11 protein-coding genes and 1 pseudogene are annotated in these 19,317 nt (G+C 47.9%); 2 read left to right on the top strand and 10 right to left on the bottom strand.

Going from position 1 to position 19,317, the window contains the following annotated elements; all coding sequences use genetic code 11:
* Positions 1-160: 160 nt before the first annotated feature.
* The 5 genes from DWZ47_RS26850 to erm(F) all read right to left on the bottom strand — a co-directional run bounded on the left by DWZ47_RS26850 (position 161) and on the right by erm(F) (position 7,499).
* Positions 161-574 (bottom strand): dihydrofolate reductase family protein, encoded by a 414-nt coding sequence (locus DWZ47_RS26850; RefSeq protein WP_008655868.1) that lies wholly within the window; start codon positions 572-574, stop codon positions 161-163.
* 279 nt (positions 575-853) lie between these two features.
* Positions 854-2,176, bottom strand: a complete 1,323-nt coding sequence (locus DWZ47_RS26845) for a sigma-54-dependent transcriptional regulator (RefSeq protein WP_008645588.1) — start codon at positions 2,174-2,176, stop codon at positions 854-856.
* Positions 2,169-4,487, bottom strand: coding sequence for an ATP-binding protein (locus DWZ47_RS26840; protein ID WP_008645587.1), 2,319 nt, complete (start codon positions 4,485-4,487; stop codon positions 2,169-2,171). The genes DWZ47_RS26845 and DWZ47_RS26840 overlap by 8 nt, the downstream gene beginning before the upstream one ends.
* On the bottom strand, positions 4,487-6,412 hold the full coding sequence (gene tet, locus DWZ47_RS26835; protein ID WP_008645586.1) for a tetracycline resistance ribosomal protection protein: 1,926 nt from the start codon (positions 6,410-6,412) through the stop codon (positions 4,487-4,489). The genes DWZ47_RS26840 and tet overlap by 1 nt, the downstream gene beginning before the upstream one ends.
* A gap of 286 nt (positions 6,413-6,698) precedes the next feature.
* Positions 6,699-7,499, bottom strand: coding sequence for a 23S rRNA (adenine(2058)-N(6))-methyltransferase Erm(F) (gene erm(F), locus DWZ47_RS26830; RefSeq protein WP_004295323.1), 801 nt, complete (start codon positions 7,497-7,499; stop codon positions 6,699-6,701).
* 39 nt (positions 7,500-7,538) lie between these two features.
* Between erm(F) and DWZ47_RS26825 the strand changes: the two genes are divergently transcribed.
* A complete protein-coding gene (locus DWZ47_RS26825; RefSeq protein WP_032536584.1) occupies positions 7,539-8,519 on the top strand; it encodes an IS982-like element IS1187 family transposase in 981 nt (326 codons plus the stop codon).
* Positions 8,520-8,993: 474 nt separating this feature from the next.
* On the opposite strand, the gene DWZ47_RS26820 is transcribed toward DWZ47_RS26825, so the two are convergent.
* Together DWZ47_RS26820 and DWZ47_RS26815 are read right to left on the bottom strand one after the other, a co-directional pair.
* Complete coding sequence (locus DWZ47_RS26820) at positions 8,994-9,851, bottom strand: GNAT family N-acetyltransferase (protein WP_007366527.1); 858 nt, start codon at positions 9,849-9,851, stop codon at positions 8,994-8,996.
* A gap of 11 nt (positions 9,852-9,862) precedes the next feature.
* The gene (locus tag DWZ47_RS26815) at positions 9,863-10,240 is read right to left on the bottom strand and encodes a nuclear transport factor 2 family protein (RefSeq protein ID WP_007366528.1); all 378 of its coding nucleotides are present in this window, start codon (positions 10,238-10,240) and stop codon (positions 9,863-9,865) included.
* A gap of 118 nt (positions 10,241-10,358) precedes the next feature.
* Here DWZ47_RS26815 and DWZ47_RS26810 point away from each other — a divergent pair.
* Positions 10,359-10,637, top strand: a pseudogene (locus tag DWZ47_RS26810) (DUF418 domain-containing protein); the annotation flags it as partial.
* Between the two features lie 186 nt (positions 10,638-10,823).
* On the opposite strand, the gene DWZ47_RS26805 reads toward DWZ47_RS26810, so the two are convergent.
* From DWZ47_RS26805 to DWZ47_RS26795, 3 genes are all read right to left on the bottom strand, one after another.
* Positions 10,824-16,664, bottom strand: a complete 5,841-nt coding sequence (locus DWZ47_RS26805) for an N-6 DNA methylase (RefSeq protein ID WP_008655861.1) — start codon at positions 16,662-16,664, stop codon at positions 10,824-10,826.
* The gene (locus DWZ47_RS26800; RefSeq protein WP_008645575.1) at positions 16,654-17,106 is read right to left on the bottom strand and encodes a DUF1896 domain-containing protein; all 453 of its coding nucleotides are present in this window, start codon (positions 17,104-17,106) and stop codon (positions 16,654-16,656) included. The genes DWZ47_RS26805 and DWZ47_RS26800 overlap by 11 nt, the downstream gene beginning before the upstream one ends.
* Positions 17,107-17,269: 163 nt before the next feature.
* Positions 17,270-19,317: type IA DNA topoisomerase (locus DWZ47_RS26795; RefSeq protein WP_147330797.1), on the bottom strand; the 2,048-nt coding region annotated here is incomplete at its 5' end.

Genomic DNA, 19,317 nt, shown 5'->3' with positions numbered 1-19,317 from the left:
AATATGATTGGCAAAAAGCGTGTTCATAAAATAAAAAATCCGGCACACTCTCTGCAAGGTGCTGGATTTCAGTGTGATAATTTTGCAATTTATTTGTCTGTCAGGAATTATTTTCGACTTAAAGTGTTCATTTCCTGAACATTCGTCCATTTTCCGGACATCAAACGCACGCTTTATAGATATGGCGGACCACTCCGTTGCGGTACACCTTCTGCGAGGTCAGCGTCCATTGTTCCTGTGGCAAGGCGGACTGGAAGAAACGCTTTCCCGTTCCGGCAATGAAAGGAAGCGTATAAAGTATGATTTCATCCACCACACGCATACGTAACAGCCCATTGATGTAGTCCGCCTTTTCAGGAGTGACTTCCGCCAGATAGCAGATGTCTGTTGCGGATTTCCGCCATTCGTCGAGCATAGAGATGGAATAGTCGGGTGTGATATGATAAAGGGCGTTTTCCCTTATCTCGTTGATACCGCAATCTTCAAGGCGCAGTTCCTTATACGCTTTGCAATATAACTCGGAGCTTTGACAACCGTCCATCGTGAGGACGGCAAGAATCTGTACTTTACCCATTAGCGTTTCCTTTCGTTGGGCAAGGGCAAAAAAGTAGCGTGCAATCCACGCTATCACTAATGGAGGCTCTGGAATGCCCTTAACAGGAATAGGTGAATGCACGCTATGCGTAGGCATAGCATAAGCAATCACGCAATAGTTCCTGTTAATGTTAATTTTCCAGATTCCCATTAGGACGCCTTGCGGTCTTATGTTATATATAGGCGGCAAAAGGCTCTGCCAATCGCCGTTACCTTCTGATATGTCATGCAAAGATAGCCATTTTCAGCGAATTGCGGGCTATGGTTGCTCAAATTTATACTTCAATCCATATTCTTCCAGTTTATTATAGAGTGTTGTCCTGCCTATTCCAAGCAATTCGGCAGCGACCTTCCGGTTCCCGTCAGCCTGCTTCAAAGCACGCAGAATCCGCTCTTTATCTTCCTCGTCGTTGCGTAGGGAGAAGCCGGTAACAGAGGTTGTTTCGGTTATCCCAAGTTCCAGATGCTCTTTTGTGACAAGTCCCGTCTGAGCCTGCAACACCGCACCCATGATTTTCTGTCGAAGTTCGCGCACGTTGCCCGGCCATGAATGGGTCAGCAACGCTTTCCGTGCTTCGGAACTGAAACCGCTAACCTTGCACTCCAATTCCTTATTGGCAATCTCACGGAAGAACTCCGCCAGCGGCATGATGTCCTCCTGACAGTCACGTAAGGGCAGAACGGTTATTTCAAAGTCATGTAGGCGGTATAACAAATCCTGCCGGAAACGCTTTTCATTGACCGCCTTTTCCAGATTCTCGTTGGTGGCGGCGATGATGCGGACGTTGAAACTGCGGTCGGACTTGTCGCCAACGGGACGGAACCGCCGTTCCTGTATGGCACGGAGTAACATCTGTTGAGTTTCTGGTGCGAGATTACCCACTTCGTCTAAAAACAATGTGCCGCCTTCCGCCTCGTGGAAATAGCCTTTCTTTGTGTTTTCAGCACCAGTGAACGCTCCTTTGACGTGTCCGAAGAACGCCGATGGTGCAAGCTCTTTGGTGAGTGAGCCGCAGTCCACCGCCACGAAAGGCTTGCCTGAACGCTTGCTTTTATCGTGCAGTAGATGGGCAATATGCTCTTTGCCAGTACCGTTCTCCCCGAATATCAGTACGCTCATGTCGGTAGGAGCTACCAGCCTTATCCGGTGCATGATTTTCTGAAAGGCTGAACCGTCACGGGCAAATACGGGCATGCGGCTTCGCCCGATATTCCGCTCTTTCAGTATGGTGCGGAGCAAAGGCACGAGTTTGTCCTCCACGAGTTGCTTGGGTATGTAGTCCAGCGAACCGAGTTTCATGCTTTCAACCGCCGTATGTACTTCGGCATAGTCGGTCATGATGATGAACGGCTGCGTCATGCCTTCTTTGCGCATCCAGCGCAATAGGTCGATGCCGTCACCGTCAGGCAAACGCAAATCAGAAACTACTATATCATTGTCAGTGGCTTGTTGCAGAAGTTTCTTCGCTGTCGAGAGGTGGAAAGCCTGCACGGTACGGAATTTCTCCCGTGCCAGCAGGTTGCAGACAAACTCGCAATATACGATGTTGTCCTCCACCACGATGATTTTTGTTTTATCCATTTTCGTATTTTCTCCTTTCTTCTTTTGCCAGCCGGATTATCTCCGAACCCTTATCCAATACGGCAGTCACGGCGTTGTTCAATGCTTCATAATCGGGAACGGCACTCCCATGAAGCTGTTTATAAAGTTCCCTTAATGGTTGGTCGGCACGCAGTATCTCCCACGAACTATGTAGGTGGTGTGTCAGGGCGTCCAGTTCTTGAAAGTCTTTCCGTTGTTCCGCATCCCTGACCGACTGCATTTCCTTTTCGGTTTCCGCTATCAGTTTATCCAACATGACGGATTCATTGCCGTAAGACAGTAGGGAGGAGAAATCAGGCTTTTCATTTTGTTTACCTTTCATGGCGCACTTGTCGGAAACTTCCATCAGCTCCGATATGGAAAACGGCTTGAGAAGGCAATCGGAAAATCCACGTTCTAAAAGTTCCTCTCTGTTGCAACTGCCCGAAGCGGTTGTTACAATAATCGGAATGATCCTTGAATTGCCCACATTGGAGGTGCGTAGCAGTTCCAACAGCTCGAAGCCGTTTATATCCGGCATATTCAAATCGGTCAGAAGCAGACTGTATTCTTTCCGGCGTATCATTTCCATCAGTTCCGCAACATCGGTGCAAGTGTCGCAATGTATCCCTTCTTGTGCATACATTTCTTTCAGCATTAGGAGAAGTACCTTGTCATTGTCGATGGCAACAATATCATGGAGTGTTCGGTTATGATGAATCTGTGTTTTATTTATCCGTTCCGGCAATTCCTCGGCTGACTGCATGGGTATCTCCACCGTGAAACGGCTGCCCTTGCCTTTCTCGCTCTTCAGCTGGATTGTGCCGCCGAGCATTGTCACAATGCGCTGAACAATGGAAAGACCTAATCCGAAGCCGTCCTTTGCGGCAGCGTTTGACAAACGTTCAAACGCACCGAACACACGTTGCTGTTCCTCTTCGGTCATACCCGAACCCGTATCTTTGACGATAAGTTTCAGCATACCGTTATCATACCCCATTGTCAGAGAAACGGCACCGTTCTCAGTGAACTTGATGGCGTTTGACAGCAGGTTATTTCCAATTTGTAGAATGCGTTCCTTATCGGTCAGTACAACAGCATCCGTGTGATTCGTCACAGTAAGAGCAAGTCCCTTGTTTATGGCAATTGGCATAAACTCTGATTCGAGCGTATGCGCTATTGATGAAATCCTACACGTGGAGAAATTAGGCTGTTCCTTGCCGTCGTCCAGCCGGAAGAAACTCAGAAGAGTATTAAGCATTTCACGCATACGGTCGGAGGATTGCTGAATATTTCGGATATACATCCCGGTTTTATCCGCATTGAAGTTTTTTTGTATCAGTCCGGCATAGCCCGTTATTGCAGTCAGCGGTGTGCGTAATTCATGGGTAATGGTATGTACGGCTTTCTTGCGGGAGGTTATCAGTGCCTCGTTTCGCTTTGCCATTTGTTGCAGTCGCTCGATTAAATCTGCGGTTTCCTGTTTATATCGCTTGATGCGGTTGGCATTTCGGTGTATGATGATATATGATATGACCAGTAGCAGTATAACGAACCCTGTCAAGCCCCCAATCTGAATGAACGACCGTTCCCGCATGGCTGTTATCTCGGCTTCCCGCTTTTGTAGGTCAGTTTGTACTTTCCCGTCTATTTGAACAACCAGTCCTTGCAGTTGCCTGTTAAGTTCCGCATTTCGTGCGGCAAGGCTATCGGCATGAACCGATAAGCGGCGGCTTTGTGCCTGTTGTTCGGTTCTCATATTCCGGTTAAAGGAACGGTGCATCGTGGTAGTCACAGTTGGTTTCGCTTCTTCCTTTTTGCCGAAGATGCCCAAGAAACCTTTGCGCTTGGACTTCTTGGGCTGTTCCTGTACACTCTTCTGCACGATTACAGGTACTTGACTGGTTATCTTATCGTTGATGGCTTGTTGTTGTTCAAGTATTTGAACGATTTGGCACATCTGCCGTTCCTTATCTTCGAGAAGATGGCGTACGCTGTCTATACGCTCTGCCGGATAGGTAGCTTTGAAACGGCAGAGCATACTATCCATTGCCATACGCTGTGCATGGTAATGTTCGATATCTTTATCGTTCCATTCCAGTATTGTTTCACCAAATAGAGAAAATTTTATCATTTGAATATTGATATTGTTTATCTCTTTTCGGAACTCGTCTATTTTTTTATTGTCAAGTTCTAATGCTTCTATCTCCTGCCATTCATAGAAGCTATTATATGCTATACATCCGATAAGAACGGAGATAAGTATATACCCCAACCGTATTGTCTTATAGAAATTCCTGGATCGTTCCATTATTTTGATGATACTGATTTTTCAAACATGAATAAAAGTTTATCCTTTTCTTCCATACGGGTATTATCAGAATAACCGCCTTTTGTTATTTGATACCCACACGGCTTAACCATAAAAGTGCCTAAGCCTTTAGTGTATGAACTTACTTCTGAAGCATAGTCTTTACTTGTATTTAATGGAACTTTCCCTTCAATAAGACACCACTCTTTATTACAACTGATACCTTTAATCTCAGACATCATTTTTTGCAGATCTGTAATAGCTTTGGAACTTGCTACTTGTGGTATCTGTAACTCAAAATAGAGCATCGGTTCGAGAATATCCACTCCTGATTGTTGCAAAGCCAACCTGAAGACATAAGGAGACAATTGTCTAAAATCGGCAGGGGTACTTATCGGACTATAATAAAGGGCATAAGTAAAGGTTACTTTCAAATCCGTCACTTCCCATCCATGCAATCCCGATTGGCAAGACATACGGATTCCTTCAAAAACGGCATTTTGAAAAGAATGGTTCAGATAACCAAAGGAGATTTCACTTTCGATTTGCACCCCTGACCCTATCGGTAAAGGTTCCAGAGTCAGTCCTATTGAGGCCCAGTAAGGGTTGGGAGGGACTTCGATATGGATAATCTTATTCACCTTCTTTTTAGGTCGTTCTTTGTAGATAGTCTTGATTTCATCAAAATGGGTCTTTACGGAGAATCGTTCTTCCAGCAATGTTTGTATGATTTCTTTTTGGGTTAAACCATATAACGAGATTTCCAATTCATCACTATATGAATTTATGGAAAAGGACAGAGACGGGTCTTCAATAAACAATACATTTAGAGCGGATATCAACTTGCTTCTCTCTTCGGGCTTGTCTGGTCGGACAGAAGATTTGAGGGCGGGATGCTGATGAGATAATCCTTGAATCAGACAAGGTTTAACACCTAAATAATCTCCGATTCTTAATTCTTCTATATCTTCTATAATTGCGATATCATTAGCAACCACTTCATCAACATTTATCTCTTTGCCCTGATAAATGGTTTTTAGATTTTTAATCTTGATGAATTTTTCCGAATCATTGACTTTTATAACGGTTCGAAGTCTCAGACTTCCGTCAATAATTTTTAGAAAACTTCTTTTATGCCCTTTGGGGGCATGTTCTATTTTATAAAGATAAGCTGAAAGTCTATTTGGGACTGATGCCGGAGGAAATATAAAAGAAATGATGGCGTCTAACAACTCATTGATGCCAATATTGCACATTGCTGATCCATGCAAGACCGGATAGGCTTTGGCTTTTGCCACAAGAGCGATTATCGCATTCCAATAATCTGCCGGTAAGATTTCTTTATCCGCCAAATATAGTTCTAATATATCGTCGTCATGGTTGCATACAAATTCTTTGTGTTCTGCCCTTATATCTGTTGAGGTGCAAATCGGGTAAACTACTCCATCGACAACCGTTTGCATAAACAAGACGTCTTGCGACAGATTTGTTTTTATGTCCAGATATAAACGCTCAAGATTTACGCCGGCACGATCAATCTTATTGATAAATATAATTGTCGGGATTTGCAGTTTTTGCAAAGTCTTGAACAGCAACTTTGTTTGTGCTTGTATGCCTTCCTTTGCCGATAATATGAGGACTGCTCCATCAAGCATTTTGAATGTCCGCTCCACCTCTGCAATAAAATCCATGTGTCCCGGAGTGTCAATGATATTGCATTTCACACCATTCCAAACAATAGATGTCGTAGAAGCCCGAATAGTAATTCCTCTACGTTTTTCTATATCCATAGAGTCTGTTATGGTGTCACCTTTATCAACACTGCCGCGCTTTTCCGTTGCTCCGCAGGCAAATAGCAGATTTTCGGTTACGGAAGTTTTTCCTGCATCAATGTGAGCAAGAATTCCTAAATTTATAATGTTCATTTGATTAAGCAATAATATACTACAATAGATGCATTGCCGAAACGCACCTTTTAATACCTCCTCGTAGCATGTGGAAAACTACAGGATTCTTAACTCGTATTAATATGTATATTATTACTGCCGCATAATTGAACGCAAATTTACGAAAAAAAAGTTCCCTGACAAAAGCACAAAGAACTTTTTTAATCTATACGTATTTTTATTTGGTATTATTAATTTGTTATGCGGCAGCTTAAAAGACGACACCAAACCAGAAAAATCATCTTGACAACCACCCGACTTTGAACTACGAAGGATGAAATTTTTCAGGGACAACTTCCAGCATTTCCAAAAAACAGTTTACCCATTGACTTGGAGACAAACAAACAATTTGAGCATTAAGGTTTAAACCGAATTTTTCCGAAATTGACCTGACCTGACTTTTCCTGAAAATCGACTTTAAAGCTGTTTTTACAGATAAATCAGGTTTCTCTAACAGACAGGAAATAAATGCTAAGTATTTGGCTTTAAACTTAAAATCAAAAAATAACTGTTTTCTTTTAATGTTTAACAGGGCTGATTTGACAGTTGGCGGTGGAAAGAAACTTTCAGGACCTACCTCATAGACAAGTTTCAAATCAAAAAAAGTATGATAGAAAACGGTATATGGATTGTAAAGCTTCCTCGAAAATAACTTTTGTGTAGGTTCTAACTGAAGGACAATGGAACCTCCCAGAAAATTTCCAAGACTCTCAAACATCAGGATTTTGAAAATATCGGAAGTAATGCCATAAGGAATATTTGACACCACTTTGAAAGGAAATTTCGGAACTGCAAAATTCCTAAAATCACAACCGACAACTTGAACATTTCGGGCATCAGAAAATAATTTTCGTAAATGTTCAACCAAAGCTGTGTCGTTTTCAATAGCAACAACATTGTTGGCGATTTTTAATAAATGAACAGTAAGAAACCCCTTGCCTGCCCCAATATCTAAAACCGTATCCTGATTACTTATATTTGCTTGTCTTATTGCATCTTTTATTAGCACTTTATCAATAGTAAAGTGCTGACCCGTAAAACGAACGGGCAATTTCTTTTTTGTCATTAGTAAACCCGTTGGCGGAATTAATTTAAGTTGATAAATATGAGTAAAAAGTTGTACATGTCGCTGATTTTTAGTAACTTAGTGGTGATTAAAACATTAAGTTCAAACCATCGTATGTACAACCTTTATGCAAAATTCGTCAAAATACTTGAGATATGCAAGCAATTCTCTGAAAATCTCGTCAATGATTCGGGTAATGTTCCACGTCGTGGTCCTGTTCCCAAGTTTTCGGATTTGGAAGTGGTGGCGCTATCCCTGACGGCAGAGACCGAGAGCATTGATAGTGAGAAGTGGTTGTTCGACTATAAATTGCAAGAATACAAGGACAGCATTCCCAATCTCATATCAAGGAGACAGTTCAATGACCGCAGGAAGAAAACGTCAGGCCTGTGTGAGGAACTGCGCAAGCGGATTGCCATGGAAATGGATGGCGGAGAGGAACAATTCTTTGTTGACTCCAAGCCGATAGAGGTCTGTAGGGTTGCAAGAGGAAAACGTTGCAAGATGGGGCGTGCCGGCAATTTCTCGCAAGCTCCCGACTTCGGCTTCTGTGCTTCGCAGAACACGTATTATTTTGGTTATAAGTTACACGCTCTCTGTGGGTTAAGTGGAGTTATCCATTCCTATGATCTGTCAAAGGCAAGTGTGGCTGACCTCCATTATATGAAGGATGTAAAACATACTTATCACGACTGTAGCATCTATGGTGACAAAGGGTATATTGGAGCTGACGTACAGCTTGACTTGTTCGAAACCGCACACATAAGACTGGAGTGTCCGTATCGGCTCAACCAAAAGGATTGGAAACCGACATTCATTCCGTTTGCAAAGGCAAGAAAGAGGATTGAGACAATATTCTCACAACTTACAGACCAGTTCTTGGTCATCAGGAACTACGCGAAAATAACGAATGGTTTGTTTGCCAGAATCATTGGCAAAATTAGTGCACTTACCATTCTGCAATACGTAAACTTCATTAACGACAAGCCCATTGGCAGAATTAAGTATGCACTAAATTAATTCCGCCAACAGGTTTAGTAACTTCTTACAGGTGAATACTTGAATTCAAATCGTGGAGAAGTGAATAGACAGTATTACCCGACAGAGCAACTATGACAACGTAACGCCTTTACAAAAAAGTCGGTACACGAAACCCATAGACTAATTGTCTTGACCTAAAAGAGATTGGAATTTTCAGGACTGCCTATCACTTAGATAGAAGTCCAAGGTCTGCTGAAATACATAATTCAAAAATTGAAATTGCTTGACTGCAAATTTAGTAACTTTGCTTGACAAATTAACGAGAAAGAAGAGAAAATGAAAACCGACCGCATAACATCACCTATACGCAAGCAGGGCTTTCGTGCTTCGTAGGACAGTTAAGTGGTAAATTTAAAGTTCAGTTCTTCGTAGGAAGTTCAGTGGTTAAAATCCCTGCCTGCGTATAGCTGAGAACCGTTATTTGATGATGAGGGCTATTCATATAAATGTAGGTTAAATTTTTCTGACCATTTCAAACTGTTGTCCTTTTGGGGTAAGTCCTAATGATGACAAGAAACCAGTGACTGATTCACAATCGCAATCAACATTAGTAAATTTGAGTACATCGCTTTGAAAATGACTGACAGCACTTTTAAGCAAGGACTTACCTATTCCTTTACGCCGGTAATCTTTTGCAACTGCGAGGGATGAAATATCGCCTGATGCCGGTTCAAAGATAACAAATCCGACAAGTTCTTCTCTTTCATAAGCTCCCAATATGTCCAAATTGTCGATTCCGCGTTCCAGTGAAGCCCTGTCATTTTGCCATGAAGGATGAAAATCGAACCAGGCCGTTTGGTTAAGGCAGTTTTTTAAATCCGATGGGAGTATGCGACATGCGGTATGGTTTACTTGCAATACAGGAACAATATCGCTCAGTTTGGCAGAGTAGTAGTTGAAATTTCTCTGTGTTTCAAAGCCTAATTTGCGATATATTTTTATTGCTTTGTGATTGTGTTGCAAAACTTCCAGTACATATTGCCGAACTCCTTGTTGATATATCAATTCGAGGCTGAAAGTGAATATTTTTTGGGTTAGGTGTAATCCCCGGAATGAAGGTACGGTTCCCGTCCCTGTGTCATAGGCCGTCAAGATGTTGTTGTACATGCCTGTTCCGTTAAACACAAAAGAAATCAGCCGTCCTTCGAAAAATGCTCCGAAAGATAGTTGTGGATTGTATCCTCGTCGGTCGAGCATGCGTCGCAATTCATCCGCATTCAAAGAGAAATCATAATCTTTGAATGCGGATGAGAATGCCGCATACAAATCTTTGAAAGAAACGGACTCTAAAGAATGAATGATGATTCCCATATCGGACGGTGTTATGTGTTTGGATTTTTATCACTATTCTCTACGGTTAAACCGTGCTGTTTGAGAAAGCTGAGCTTATCCCAATAACCTCTTTGGAAAACGATTTTATCGTTTTGCACATGGAAGAATCCGCATCCTCGCAACCCGAGCGGATCTTTCCATTCCATGATAGCCCATTCTCCATCCTCGAATATATGCTCAACAATACAAACCATTTTTGAGGTTGCAAATTCATTTACAAACATTTTATGGATAGCTGTTTTTCCTATAACCGGGGTGTTTGCGACTTGATGGTTTATGGCATCCTGAGCGTATAAGTTTGCCAAAGCGACTGCATCGGCGGCGTTGAAGCAGTCAATCCATTCTTGTAGTATCTCTTTTGGCGTCATATTTTTCGTATCTTTTATTCTTTAATATTTAATTGTTGCTTTTTCCTCTATAAGTTAGAATTAGACATTTTTTCTAATTCCTTTTGAAATGATCATCAAAAACAAAATTAGTATTTTTTTCTGTTTTACTGATGATTCTGTAGAAATATTCTCGTTCATATTATTGTGTCATAAGGAACGTGTCAAAAAAGCGGTTTCCACATTACAGCTTTATGGTAAAATGAGTTTAACCAACTACATAACGCAATCTGTTGTCGGTACTGTTATCTATTTCCCATTCGTATTCTATTTAGCCCCTTATTGTGGGTATGCAGCAAGTTATCTTATCGAATTCACTCTCTTTGGGAGTCAAATATGGTTGTGCAAATGGTGGCTGACAAAACATAAACAAGGTTAGTTGGAATGTTTTTGGTATAATGTTTATAAACATAAATCAAGAAAGAATAAATAAATTTAATAGAGGCTGCCCAAAAAGAAAGAAATTCTTGCAATCACTCTTCTACAGATACTTGCAGAGGGGATAAGATTTACTTTTAGACCTTTTGGATAGCCCCTATTAATATTTTATATAAAATTCATAATTTTAAATTTTTATCCCTTTCGATCGGTTTTCATCCTTAAACTGAAAACCCGGACGCCCGATAATGATATGATTGGCAATGAAATTGCCAGACGGACTTCGTTTATCCATCGGGCTGCGAATCTGCGGGACATCATCGGTTTGTTGTGGCGATATGCTCCGTACACCTTCCGCATCTGGCTTGATCTCCTGCCCGTTCTTTTCTTTTTCGGTGACTTCCTGCGCGGGCGGCGCAAGCTCCAACTGTATCTTGCGGTCAAGCGCGGCAAGTTCGGACTTCAACTGTTTCAGTTCGTCCTCTTTCTTCCACACCTTGCCCGCTATCTCCTGCAACTGCGGAACCTCCTTTTCCAGCACCTCGTTCTTCGCCTTATACTGGTCGATGATGGACGGAATCCTCTCCAATGCATTCAGGAAATTACGTGCGGCGGCTACCGGGTCAGCCATCGCCAGATGCCCGTTGTTATAGGTGTATTTGTAATTCCCTTCCACCACGAAGCGATTGTCGGTAAATTCCAGCCCCTCTTTGAGTATCCTCTCGCTGACCACCATTATCGGGAAACCGTAAATCTCCCCGACAGGCTTGTACAAACCGCCCGTCGTGGCGTTCTTGGCTATCTCCTGCAAACGCTTTCCAATAACTTTTTCGTCGGTTGAATCCACGCCGTCCACCTTGACAATATTAAGGCGACTACCTTCCTTATCAGTCTGCACAACGGAAAGAAAACGGTTCCAGTCCTCCGTCATGGCTTCGATGACAGCCGTGTTGTTGCGCAGTTCCCCCGTCTTGGCTTCCAGCTTGAACTCCGAATCGCGCTTGCCCTTGTTGAACGACTTGCGTTCCCCTTCAAGCGATGCGATACGCTTCTCCAGTTTCGCCTTGTCCAAAAGGTCGGTATTGCCGGAGAGCAACGCCATGTACTCCGAGAAGTTCATGCCCGATTTCTCGTCCATAGCCCCCTCATCGATGGTACGTGCGCCCATCGCCCCGCTTTTGAGCTGCGAGATGAACGTCTGCTTGCAGTGCAGCAGGTTGAACTTGTAGCTGTCCAACGACTTTTCCACCGCGTAGATGATGACATCCACATTGTTCCCGGCAAAACGCTTGGCAATCTCGTTGCCCGCCCTAACTCCGCGTCCGTCACGCTGTTGCAGGTCGGATGGACGCCACGGCGTATCCAAATGATGGATTGCGACACACCGTTTCTGCGCGTTCACACCCGTTCCGAGCATGGAAGTGGAACCGAACAGCACGCGCACCGTTCCGGCGTTCATGGCGTCTATCACCCCCTTGCGTGCCTTGTCGGTCTTGCACTCCTGAATGAAGCGCACCTCGCTTGCCGGGATGCCGTAGTCCTCCGTCAGCTTCCGCTTTATCTCGCTGTACACGTTCCATCCGTCGCCCGGCTGGTATGTTCCCAGATCCGAGAACACGAACTGCGTGCCTTTCTGCGCGTCGTATTTGTGGTAATACTCCGCAATCGTCTTGGCGCAGTGGGAAGCCTTGTTGTCGGGGTGGTCCTCATAATGCGGGTCTATCATGCGCATGTCGAGAGCCATCTTCCGCGCGTAATCGGTGGCGATAAGCATCTTCGCCTTCTCCTCCGTTTCCGACAGGGGCGGTCTGCCCAGCAGCGTGGCGTCACCCGTCTTGGCGAACTGCATCAGCTGTTTGATGAAATACTCTTGGTCGGGCGTGGGAGGTATGTGATGCAGTATCTCGTTCTTACGCGGACGATCCACACCCACGTCCTCCGCCGTGCGGTAATCGGTAATCTCGTTGTAGAAGGCGGCAAGCTCCGGCACTTTGATGAAATATCGGAAACGCTCCTTCTGAACCACATTGTTCGTCACGTTGAACTCGAAGTCGGTTGTCTTTTTGGCGAAAATTGCCGCCCATGCGTCGAAGCATCGGATATCCTGCCTTTCCAATTCCTTCGGACGCAGATACTTGAAGAGCAGGTACAATTCCGTCAGACTGTTGGAAATGGTTGTGCCGGACAGGAACGTAGCCCCCAAGTCCTTGTCCGTGCGCTCCTGTATAGTTCGTATGGCAAAAAGCATATTCAGGGCTTTCTGGCTTCCTTCCGAGTTTCCCAACCCCGCCACACGGTCATGCCGGGTGTTGAAAGTCAAGTTCTTGAATTGGTGGCTCTCGTCAATGAAGATGTGGTCGATGCCCATCTGCTTGAAGTCCACTACGTCATCCGTGCGGGATTTGATGGCGTGTTCCACTTTCTCCAACTTCGCCACAAGGTTGTGCTTGCGTTTCTCCAATCCTTTCAGCATCGCCCGCGACACGTTCTTGCCCTGCTGCCGCAGCACTTCAAGGTTTTCCTCCACCGTGTCAAGCTCCGCTTGCAGGATGCGCTGTTGCAACTCCGGCGACTGTGGTATCTTGCCGAACTGGTCGTGCGACATGATGACGCAATCGTAGTCGTTGTTCTTGATGTTGTTGAAAAAACGCACGCGGTTGGCAGTCGAGAAATCCTTTTCCGAAGCGTAGAGAATCCTCGCATTAGGATATGCCGCCTGATAAGTGGCTACTATCTCCGCCACGTTCGCCTTCAAGCCGATAATCATCGGCTTGTGCGCCAAGTTCAGACGCTTCATTTCATGCGCTGCAATACACATTATCAGTGTTTTACCTGTTCCAACTTCGTGGTCACAGATCCCGCCTCCGTTCTGTTTTATCATCCAGACGCAATCCTTCTGCGACGGATAAACGCTTTGAATACCCCGGCTTGCCAATCCTTTCAGATTGAGGTCGGGAAACGTCTGGTGCGAACCGTCATACTTCGGTCGCACGAAACAGTTGAACTTGCGGTTGTACATTGTCGTCAGCCGTTCCTTGAACTGCGGCGACTGCTCTTCCAGCCATTCCGAGAACCCGTTACGGATTTCGTCAATCTTGGCGTTGGCGAGCTGTATGCCCTCGCTGTCGCGCACCTTGATGTCATTGCCATGCTCATCCTTGCCGATGGACTTCATCATGTCGGGGCAGGTGTTGTGCAGGGCGTGTTTCAACAGGTGCATACCGTCATAGTTCCGGTAATAGCCCTTCACTAAAAACTCGTCCGTGATTTTCATGGTGCGGTAGCCGCACGCCACCGAATACTCGTCCATGCTTGCGGAGTAGGCGATTTTCACGTCCGTGTCGAAAAGATGGCTCATGTAGGCGGCGTACACGCCCGTCGGAATCCAGCGTTCCCCGAAATTGAAGTCGAGGTCCTCGAAGGCGATGCGCGGCGGCTCGGCTTCTTTCAGAGCCAACAACGCCTGCTTCACTTCCGGCATACGCCCGTTTTCTGGGTTGTCACCCATCCATGCCTTGATGCGCTCCGCCTTCTCTATCACGTTCCCGGCGATGAACCTGTCCTTTATCTCGTAACCGGTTACGAGCGGGTTGTAGAAGATGCGTCCTTTGAGGGCGTCAAGCAATCCCTCTTCCGTGCTGTCGGTTATCTCCCGCATATAGTCGAGATTGACCGTGCCGAACTTGTTGAGCGATGCGGAGAGTGCCTCTTCGGGAGAGCTTACGTTGGCATGGCTCTCCACCGAGAAGGAAACGGGACGCTCGAAGATGTCCGCCTTGACGAACCTGCCGTCTTCCGCACGTTCCAACGAAAGGATGTCGCGCCCGGCGGCATCCATCATCAACAGTTTCACGTTCTGCTTGGCATTGAGGTTGCCGTAGCGCATGACAAACTCATCGTAGCAGGTGTTCAACGCTATGCGTTGTGCAGACCCTTCATCGTGATACTCCGCCTCGTAGCGGTAAAGCCGCTCGTATGAATCACGGAGTGACACATACAACATCGCTTTCTCCTTCTGGTAGCCAGTCAGGTCAAGCGGTTGGAATGTCGCGCCGTAAGGCGTGAGGTCTTTCAAATAACCGAGATTGCGTGAAGCATCCAGTACCATAGAGCCGTCACGATAGTGCGGCTCCAGCATGCCGTTGAACGGACGGGGAGAAAGGTCGAGAGGTTCCTCCTCCGGTTTTTCCGCTTCCATTTCGGGGAAAAGGGAGGTTGCAGCCGTTTCCGTTGCGTGAGCGGCAGGAGTGGCGGCAACTTCCGGCTGCGTTTCGGGTTGCCGTGTTTCCTGCTCCGGTGCGGCTTTCACGTCCGGGACATGCTGCCGTTTCTCCTGATGCTGTGCCGCCAGCCTGCGAAGCTCCTTGCGTCGCTCCGGCGTGAGGTCCATCATCATTTCATAGAAGCCGTTGATGGGCGGGTTGGTATCCCAATCCAAAGTGGCGTAAATATCATCCGGATCGGCTTTGGCTGCGACACTCACCGGCTTTGTTTCTTGGCTGTCCCTGTTCTCCGTCGGTGGTGCGGCAGACGGCTGTGGCGGTGCGGTCGTAACCTTCGGCGTAACCTGCGCCTGCGGTTTGGGAGGCATACGTCTTGCCGGGCTTTCCTTTTTCGCCGTCTTTTTCTTCTTGGAGGGTGCTTCCTGCTTGCGTACCTCCTCGGTCATGCCCCAGAGGTCGAGCAGGGAGAGCTGCACGCCCTCCGAATAATCGGGACGGTGCGGCTCTATCTCCGGCTTTTCTTCCTCCGGCTGCGGTGTTACCGCTTCGGGCTTGGCTGCCATTTCATTACGTGGCTGTATCTCAGGAGTGACAACTGGTATGGAAATGGTTTCCGTAACCGTGCTTTTCCCCTGTGCCGGATGCAGGCTGTACATTTCATACAGTTCTTTGTCAAACTGATGCAACTCGATTTTCAGATGTTCCCGCAAGTCCTCCGCCATTTGCCCGATGCCGCCCCGGTGCAGGAGTTGATAGGCAGGTTTCCCGTAAGGGTCTGTGCCTCTGATTAAATCCGTATTGGAAAGAGAGCTGATGCTCCATACATACCCGTTCACCGAAGTGCCGATGGGCGTCTGTTCGGTCTGCATGAAAAGTTTCTCGTTGTAGTACAGTTCCCCGTTCTTTCCGCTGTTCTTTTGCAGGATAATCAGGTCGCTGCCCACCTCCGTACCCGCGTTGTCCGTGAAGAGATTGTTCGGCAGGCGTGCGACACCCACCAGATTGGCATTACGCATCATATACTCGCGTATGGGTGCGTTGGACGGTGCGTCCAGCACCCCCTGCGAGGTGATGAACGCCACGATGCCGCCCTCACGCACAGCGTCAAGGCTTTTCAGGAAGAAGTAGTTGTGTATTGCCTTCGGTGCGGAACGCCTTGCCGGGTCTTGGCTTCCTGTAAACTCCGGGTCGAACACAGCCACGTCGCCGAACGGGATGTTCGAGATGGCAAGGTCGAAATAATCCGTGAAGGGCTTCTCTATCTTCTCGAATCCCTGCACCCTTACCTTTTGGTCGGGATGCAGGTGTCCCAATATCTTGCCCGTCATCAGGTCTTTCTCGAAAGCCATGATGTCCGCGTCCGGCTTGTTTTCCAGCACGGCATCCACGAATGCGCCCACGCCCGCCGACGGCTCCAACACACGGTCGGGACGTATGCCGTGTTCATGCAGAGCCTCCGCAATCGTGCCGGTTATCTCCGGCGGTGTGTAGAATGCGGTCAGCACGGACTGCTTCATGGCATCCGCGTACCGCTTGTACTCCGTATCGTCCTTGCTGTTTTCACGCACCAGCCTGTGCAGTTCCACCGTAGGGGCAAACAGTTCGAGGTCCGATTTCGCCCAATGCACGGCATCCGTCAGTTCCTTTGCCGGGTTCAGTATGCACTTCAACCCGCCGAAACCGCAATACTTCCGAAGTATGGCTTGTTCCTCGGCGGTTGCCGTCCTCCGTTCCCTGTCAAGGATGAATGCCGTCCGTATCGCCTCGATGTTGTCCCGCAGCCGTTGTTTGCGGTTAAACGCCATATTCCCCGATATAAAGGACGACGGCTCCCGTCAGCTCCGTGTAGAGCAGGTCGTATTCGGGCGACAGGGCGAAGTTGTCGTCCGAAAGATCATAGGCGGAGAATACGTTGCCGACAGGCGGCAGCAGCTTTCGGATGAAGGCTTCGCGTTTCTTTTCCGGCACTTCGTCGGCAAACTCGTTTTCCACGACTTCGCGGAGGATGGCGTACTTGGAATAGCGAAGACCACGCAGGAGCGTGTCCATCGCCAACTCCTGCGCCCCCTCGGACGGATAGCCTTCGAGCCGCGCACGCTCATACGTTTCGGCGGCACGGTCGGCACGTTCCCGGATGAAGGCATCGTCGGAAGCCTGTTCAAACCTGTTCGTGCGGAGATAGTCCAGCAGGTACAGACCGTAATAGGAAAAGTCGGTCTGACCTTCGTTTTTCTTCTTGTTGTTCATTACTTTGGAATTTAGTGGGTTGATAATGATGGGGATAATCGTCTGAAAAGGAGAATGAAAAGGCACTCGGTATCCCTCCGAGTGCCACCACTAAATCCAAAGTATGAGTGTAATCCGGTATCGAAGAACAATTCATTACTCTGAACAAGTGGCAAAGTTAATACTATTTCTTCCGTCCTGAAAATTTCCTGCTCGTTTTCCTTTCGGGGAACACGAAAGTCGTGTTATAGTCCCCGTCAAAGGCGACTATGGCGTCGAAGCTCTTGCCCTGCTTGCTCTTGAAGCCTTTGAGCGGCTTCGTATGCCCATCGGTGAGCAGCTCTTTGATCTCGTCATCGGAAAGGGTGCGGTTCGCCTTCAGGCGGAACACGGGTAGCCCGCAGTCCGCGTTGTCGCAGCGGACGACCTTGCCGTAGAACTGCATACTGCCCGTTCCGCACTTGGGACACTTGCAGCCGGAATCCCTGCGGGCGAACAGCTTGTCGCACGAGAGCAGTTCGGAGGTAATCTCCTTTGTGTACGCCTCTATCTCCTTGCAGAAGGTGTCGGCGGGCAGCTCCCCGCGCTCGATGCGTGCCAGATTCTTCTCCCATTCGCCCGTCATGGCGACGTCGGCGATGCGCATCGTCTTCACGACAGAGTAAAGGGCAAGCCCTTTTTCTGTCGGCACAAGCGATTTCTTGCAGCGTTCCATGTAGCCGCGCTTGAAGAGCGTTTCGATGATGGCGGCACGGGTGGCGGGCGTGCCGATGCCGCAGTCCTTCAAAGCCTGACGGAGTGCGTCGTCCTCTATGTCCTTGCCCGCCGTTTCCATAGCCGAGAGCAAGGTTGCTTCGGTATGCAACGGCTTGGGTTTGGTCTTTCCCTCCGTGATGGAACAGCCTTTCAACGTCAGCGTGTCGCCTTCCCGCCAGCCGGGGATGGCGGTTTCTTCCTTGTCCTCCTCACCATATACGGCACGCCATCCGGCTTGCCTGATGACGCTGCCTTTCACCGTGAACTCCACTCCGGCACACTCCGCCGTGACGGTAGCGGTGTCCTTGACGCATTTCTCGGAGAACGCCTCGATCATGCGCCCGGCAACCATCTGATAGACGGTGTTGTCTTCTTTGGAGAGGAACAGCGGTTTCTCTCCCGTGACGAGCAGGGCGTGGTGGTCCGTCACCTTGCTACCGTCCACGCTTCTGCGTGTCGGGACGGCTTTCGGCTGCACCTTGCCTTTCCATTCGGGCAAAGCCCCGATGAAGGCGAGCAGCTTGGGGATTTCGGCGAACACGTCTTCGGGGATGTAGCGGCTTCCGGTTCTCGGATAGGTGATGAGCTTCTTCTCGTAGAGCTTCTGCGCGATTTCAAGCGTCTGTTCCGCCGTGAAGCCATGCTTGGCGTTGGCTTCCTTCTGGAGCGTGGTCAGGTCGTACAGGAGCGGTGTTTCCTCCGTCTTCTCCTTGCGTTCGGCTTTCGTGACGGTGGCTGTGCCTGCCGACTTCACCTTATTATACAGTTCCGTCGCGGGCTCTTTCTCTTTCCATTTTTCGGAAGAGGAAAACTTCACAGTTCCTTCGTCGCAGCCGTCCGTTGCGATATGGAGCTGCCAGAAGGCTTCGGGCGTGAAGCGGCGGTTCTCCCAGTAGCGTGCGCACACCATCGCCAATGTAGGTGTCTGCACCCGCCCGACGGAGTAAGTGCCGTGTCCGGCGGCGATGGAGAGTGCCTGCGTGCCGTTGATGCCCACGAGCCAGTCCGATTCGCTCCGCGCTTTGGCGGCAAGATAGAGGTCGTCGTATTTGCCGCCCGCTTCAAGGTTGCGCAGTCCCTCGCGGATAGCCTTGTCGGTAAGCGAGCTTATCCAGAGGCGGACGAACGGGGTGGCGCATCCGGTGTAATGGTAGAGGTAGCGGAAAATAAGCTCACCCTCGCGTCCGGCATCGGTCGCCACGATGATCTGTTCACTTTCCTTGAATAGCCGGGTGACGGTCTTGATCTGCGTCACCACGCCGCTGTCGGGCTTGTAGCCCTTCTCCGTCTTTACCTGACGGGGGACGAGCGTGAAGGTGTCGGGGATGACGGGCAGGTTGTCACGGACGAAGCCGCGTATGCCGTAGCCGTCGGGCATGGCAAGCTGTACGAGATGTCCGAACGCCCAAGTCACGGCGTAGCCGCCTCCCTCGAAATATCCTTCCTCTCTCTTTGTCGCGCCCACGATACGGGCGA

The organism is Bacteroides sp. AF32-8BH (assembly GCF_003435205.1).
Taxonomy (GTDB): Bacteria; Bacteroidota; Bacteroidia; order Bacteroidales; family Bacteroidaceae; genus Bacteroides; species Bacteroides ovatus.
The sequence above is the reverse complement of the archived record's forward strand: the minus strand, read 5'-3'. Positions and strand labels throughout refer to the sequence as shown.

Coding starts and splice junctions, on each gene's coding strand:
- DWZ47_RS26800 (WP_008645575.1), bottom strand. CDS start 17,106: ATGAACAACAAGAAGAAAAACGAAGGTCAGACCGACTTTTCCTATTAC.
- DWZ47_RS26805 (WP_008655861.1), bottom strand. CDS start 16,664: ATGGCGTTTAACCGCAAACAACGGCTGCGGGACAACATCGAGGCGATA.
- DWZ47_RS26815 (WP_007366528.1), bottom strand. CDS start 10,240: ATGACGCCAAAAGAGATACTACAAGAATGGATTGACTGCTTCAACGCC.
- tet (WP_008645586.1), bottom strand. CDS start 6,412: ATGAACATTATAAATTTAGGAATTCTTGCTCACATTGATGCAGGAAAA.
- DWZ47_RS26825 (WP_032536584.1), top strand. CDS start 7,539: ATGAGTAAAAAGTTGTACATGTCGCTGATTTTTAGTAACTTAGTGGTG.
- DWZ47_RS26820 (WP_007366527.1), bottom strand. CDS start 9,851: ATGGGAATCATCATTCATTCTTTAGAGTCCGTTTCTTTCAAAGATTTG.
- DWZ47_RS26850 (WP_008655868.1), bottom strand. CDS start 574: ATGGGTAAAGTACAGATTCTTGCCGTCCTCACGATGGACGGTTGTCAA.
- DWZ47_RS26845 (WP_008645588.1), bottom strand. CDS start 2,176: ATGGATAAAACAAAAATCATCGTGGTGGAGGACAACATCGTATATTGC.
- DWZ47_RS26840 (WP_008645587.1), bottom strand. CDS start 4,487: ATGGAACGATCCAGGAATTTCTATAAGACAATACGGTTGGGGTATATA.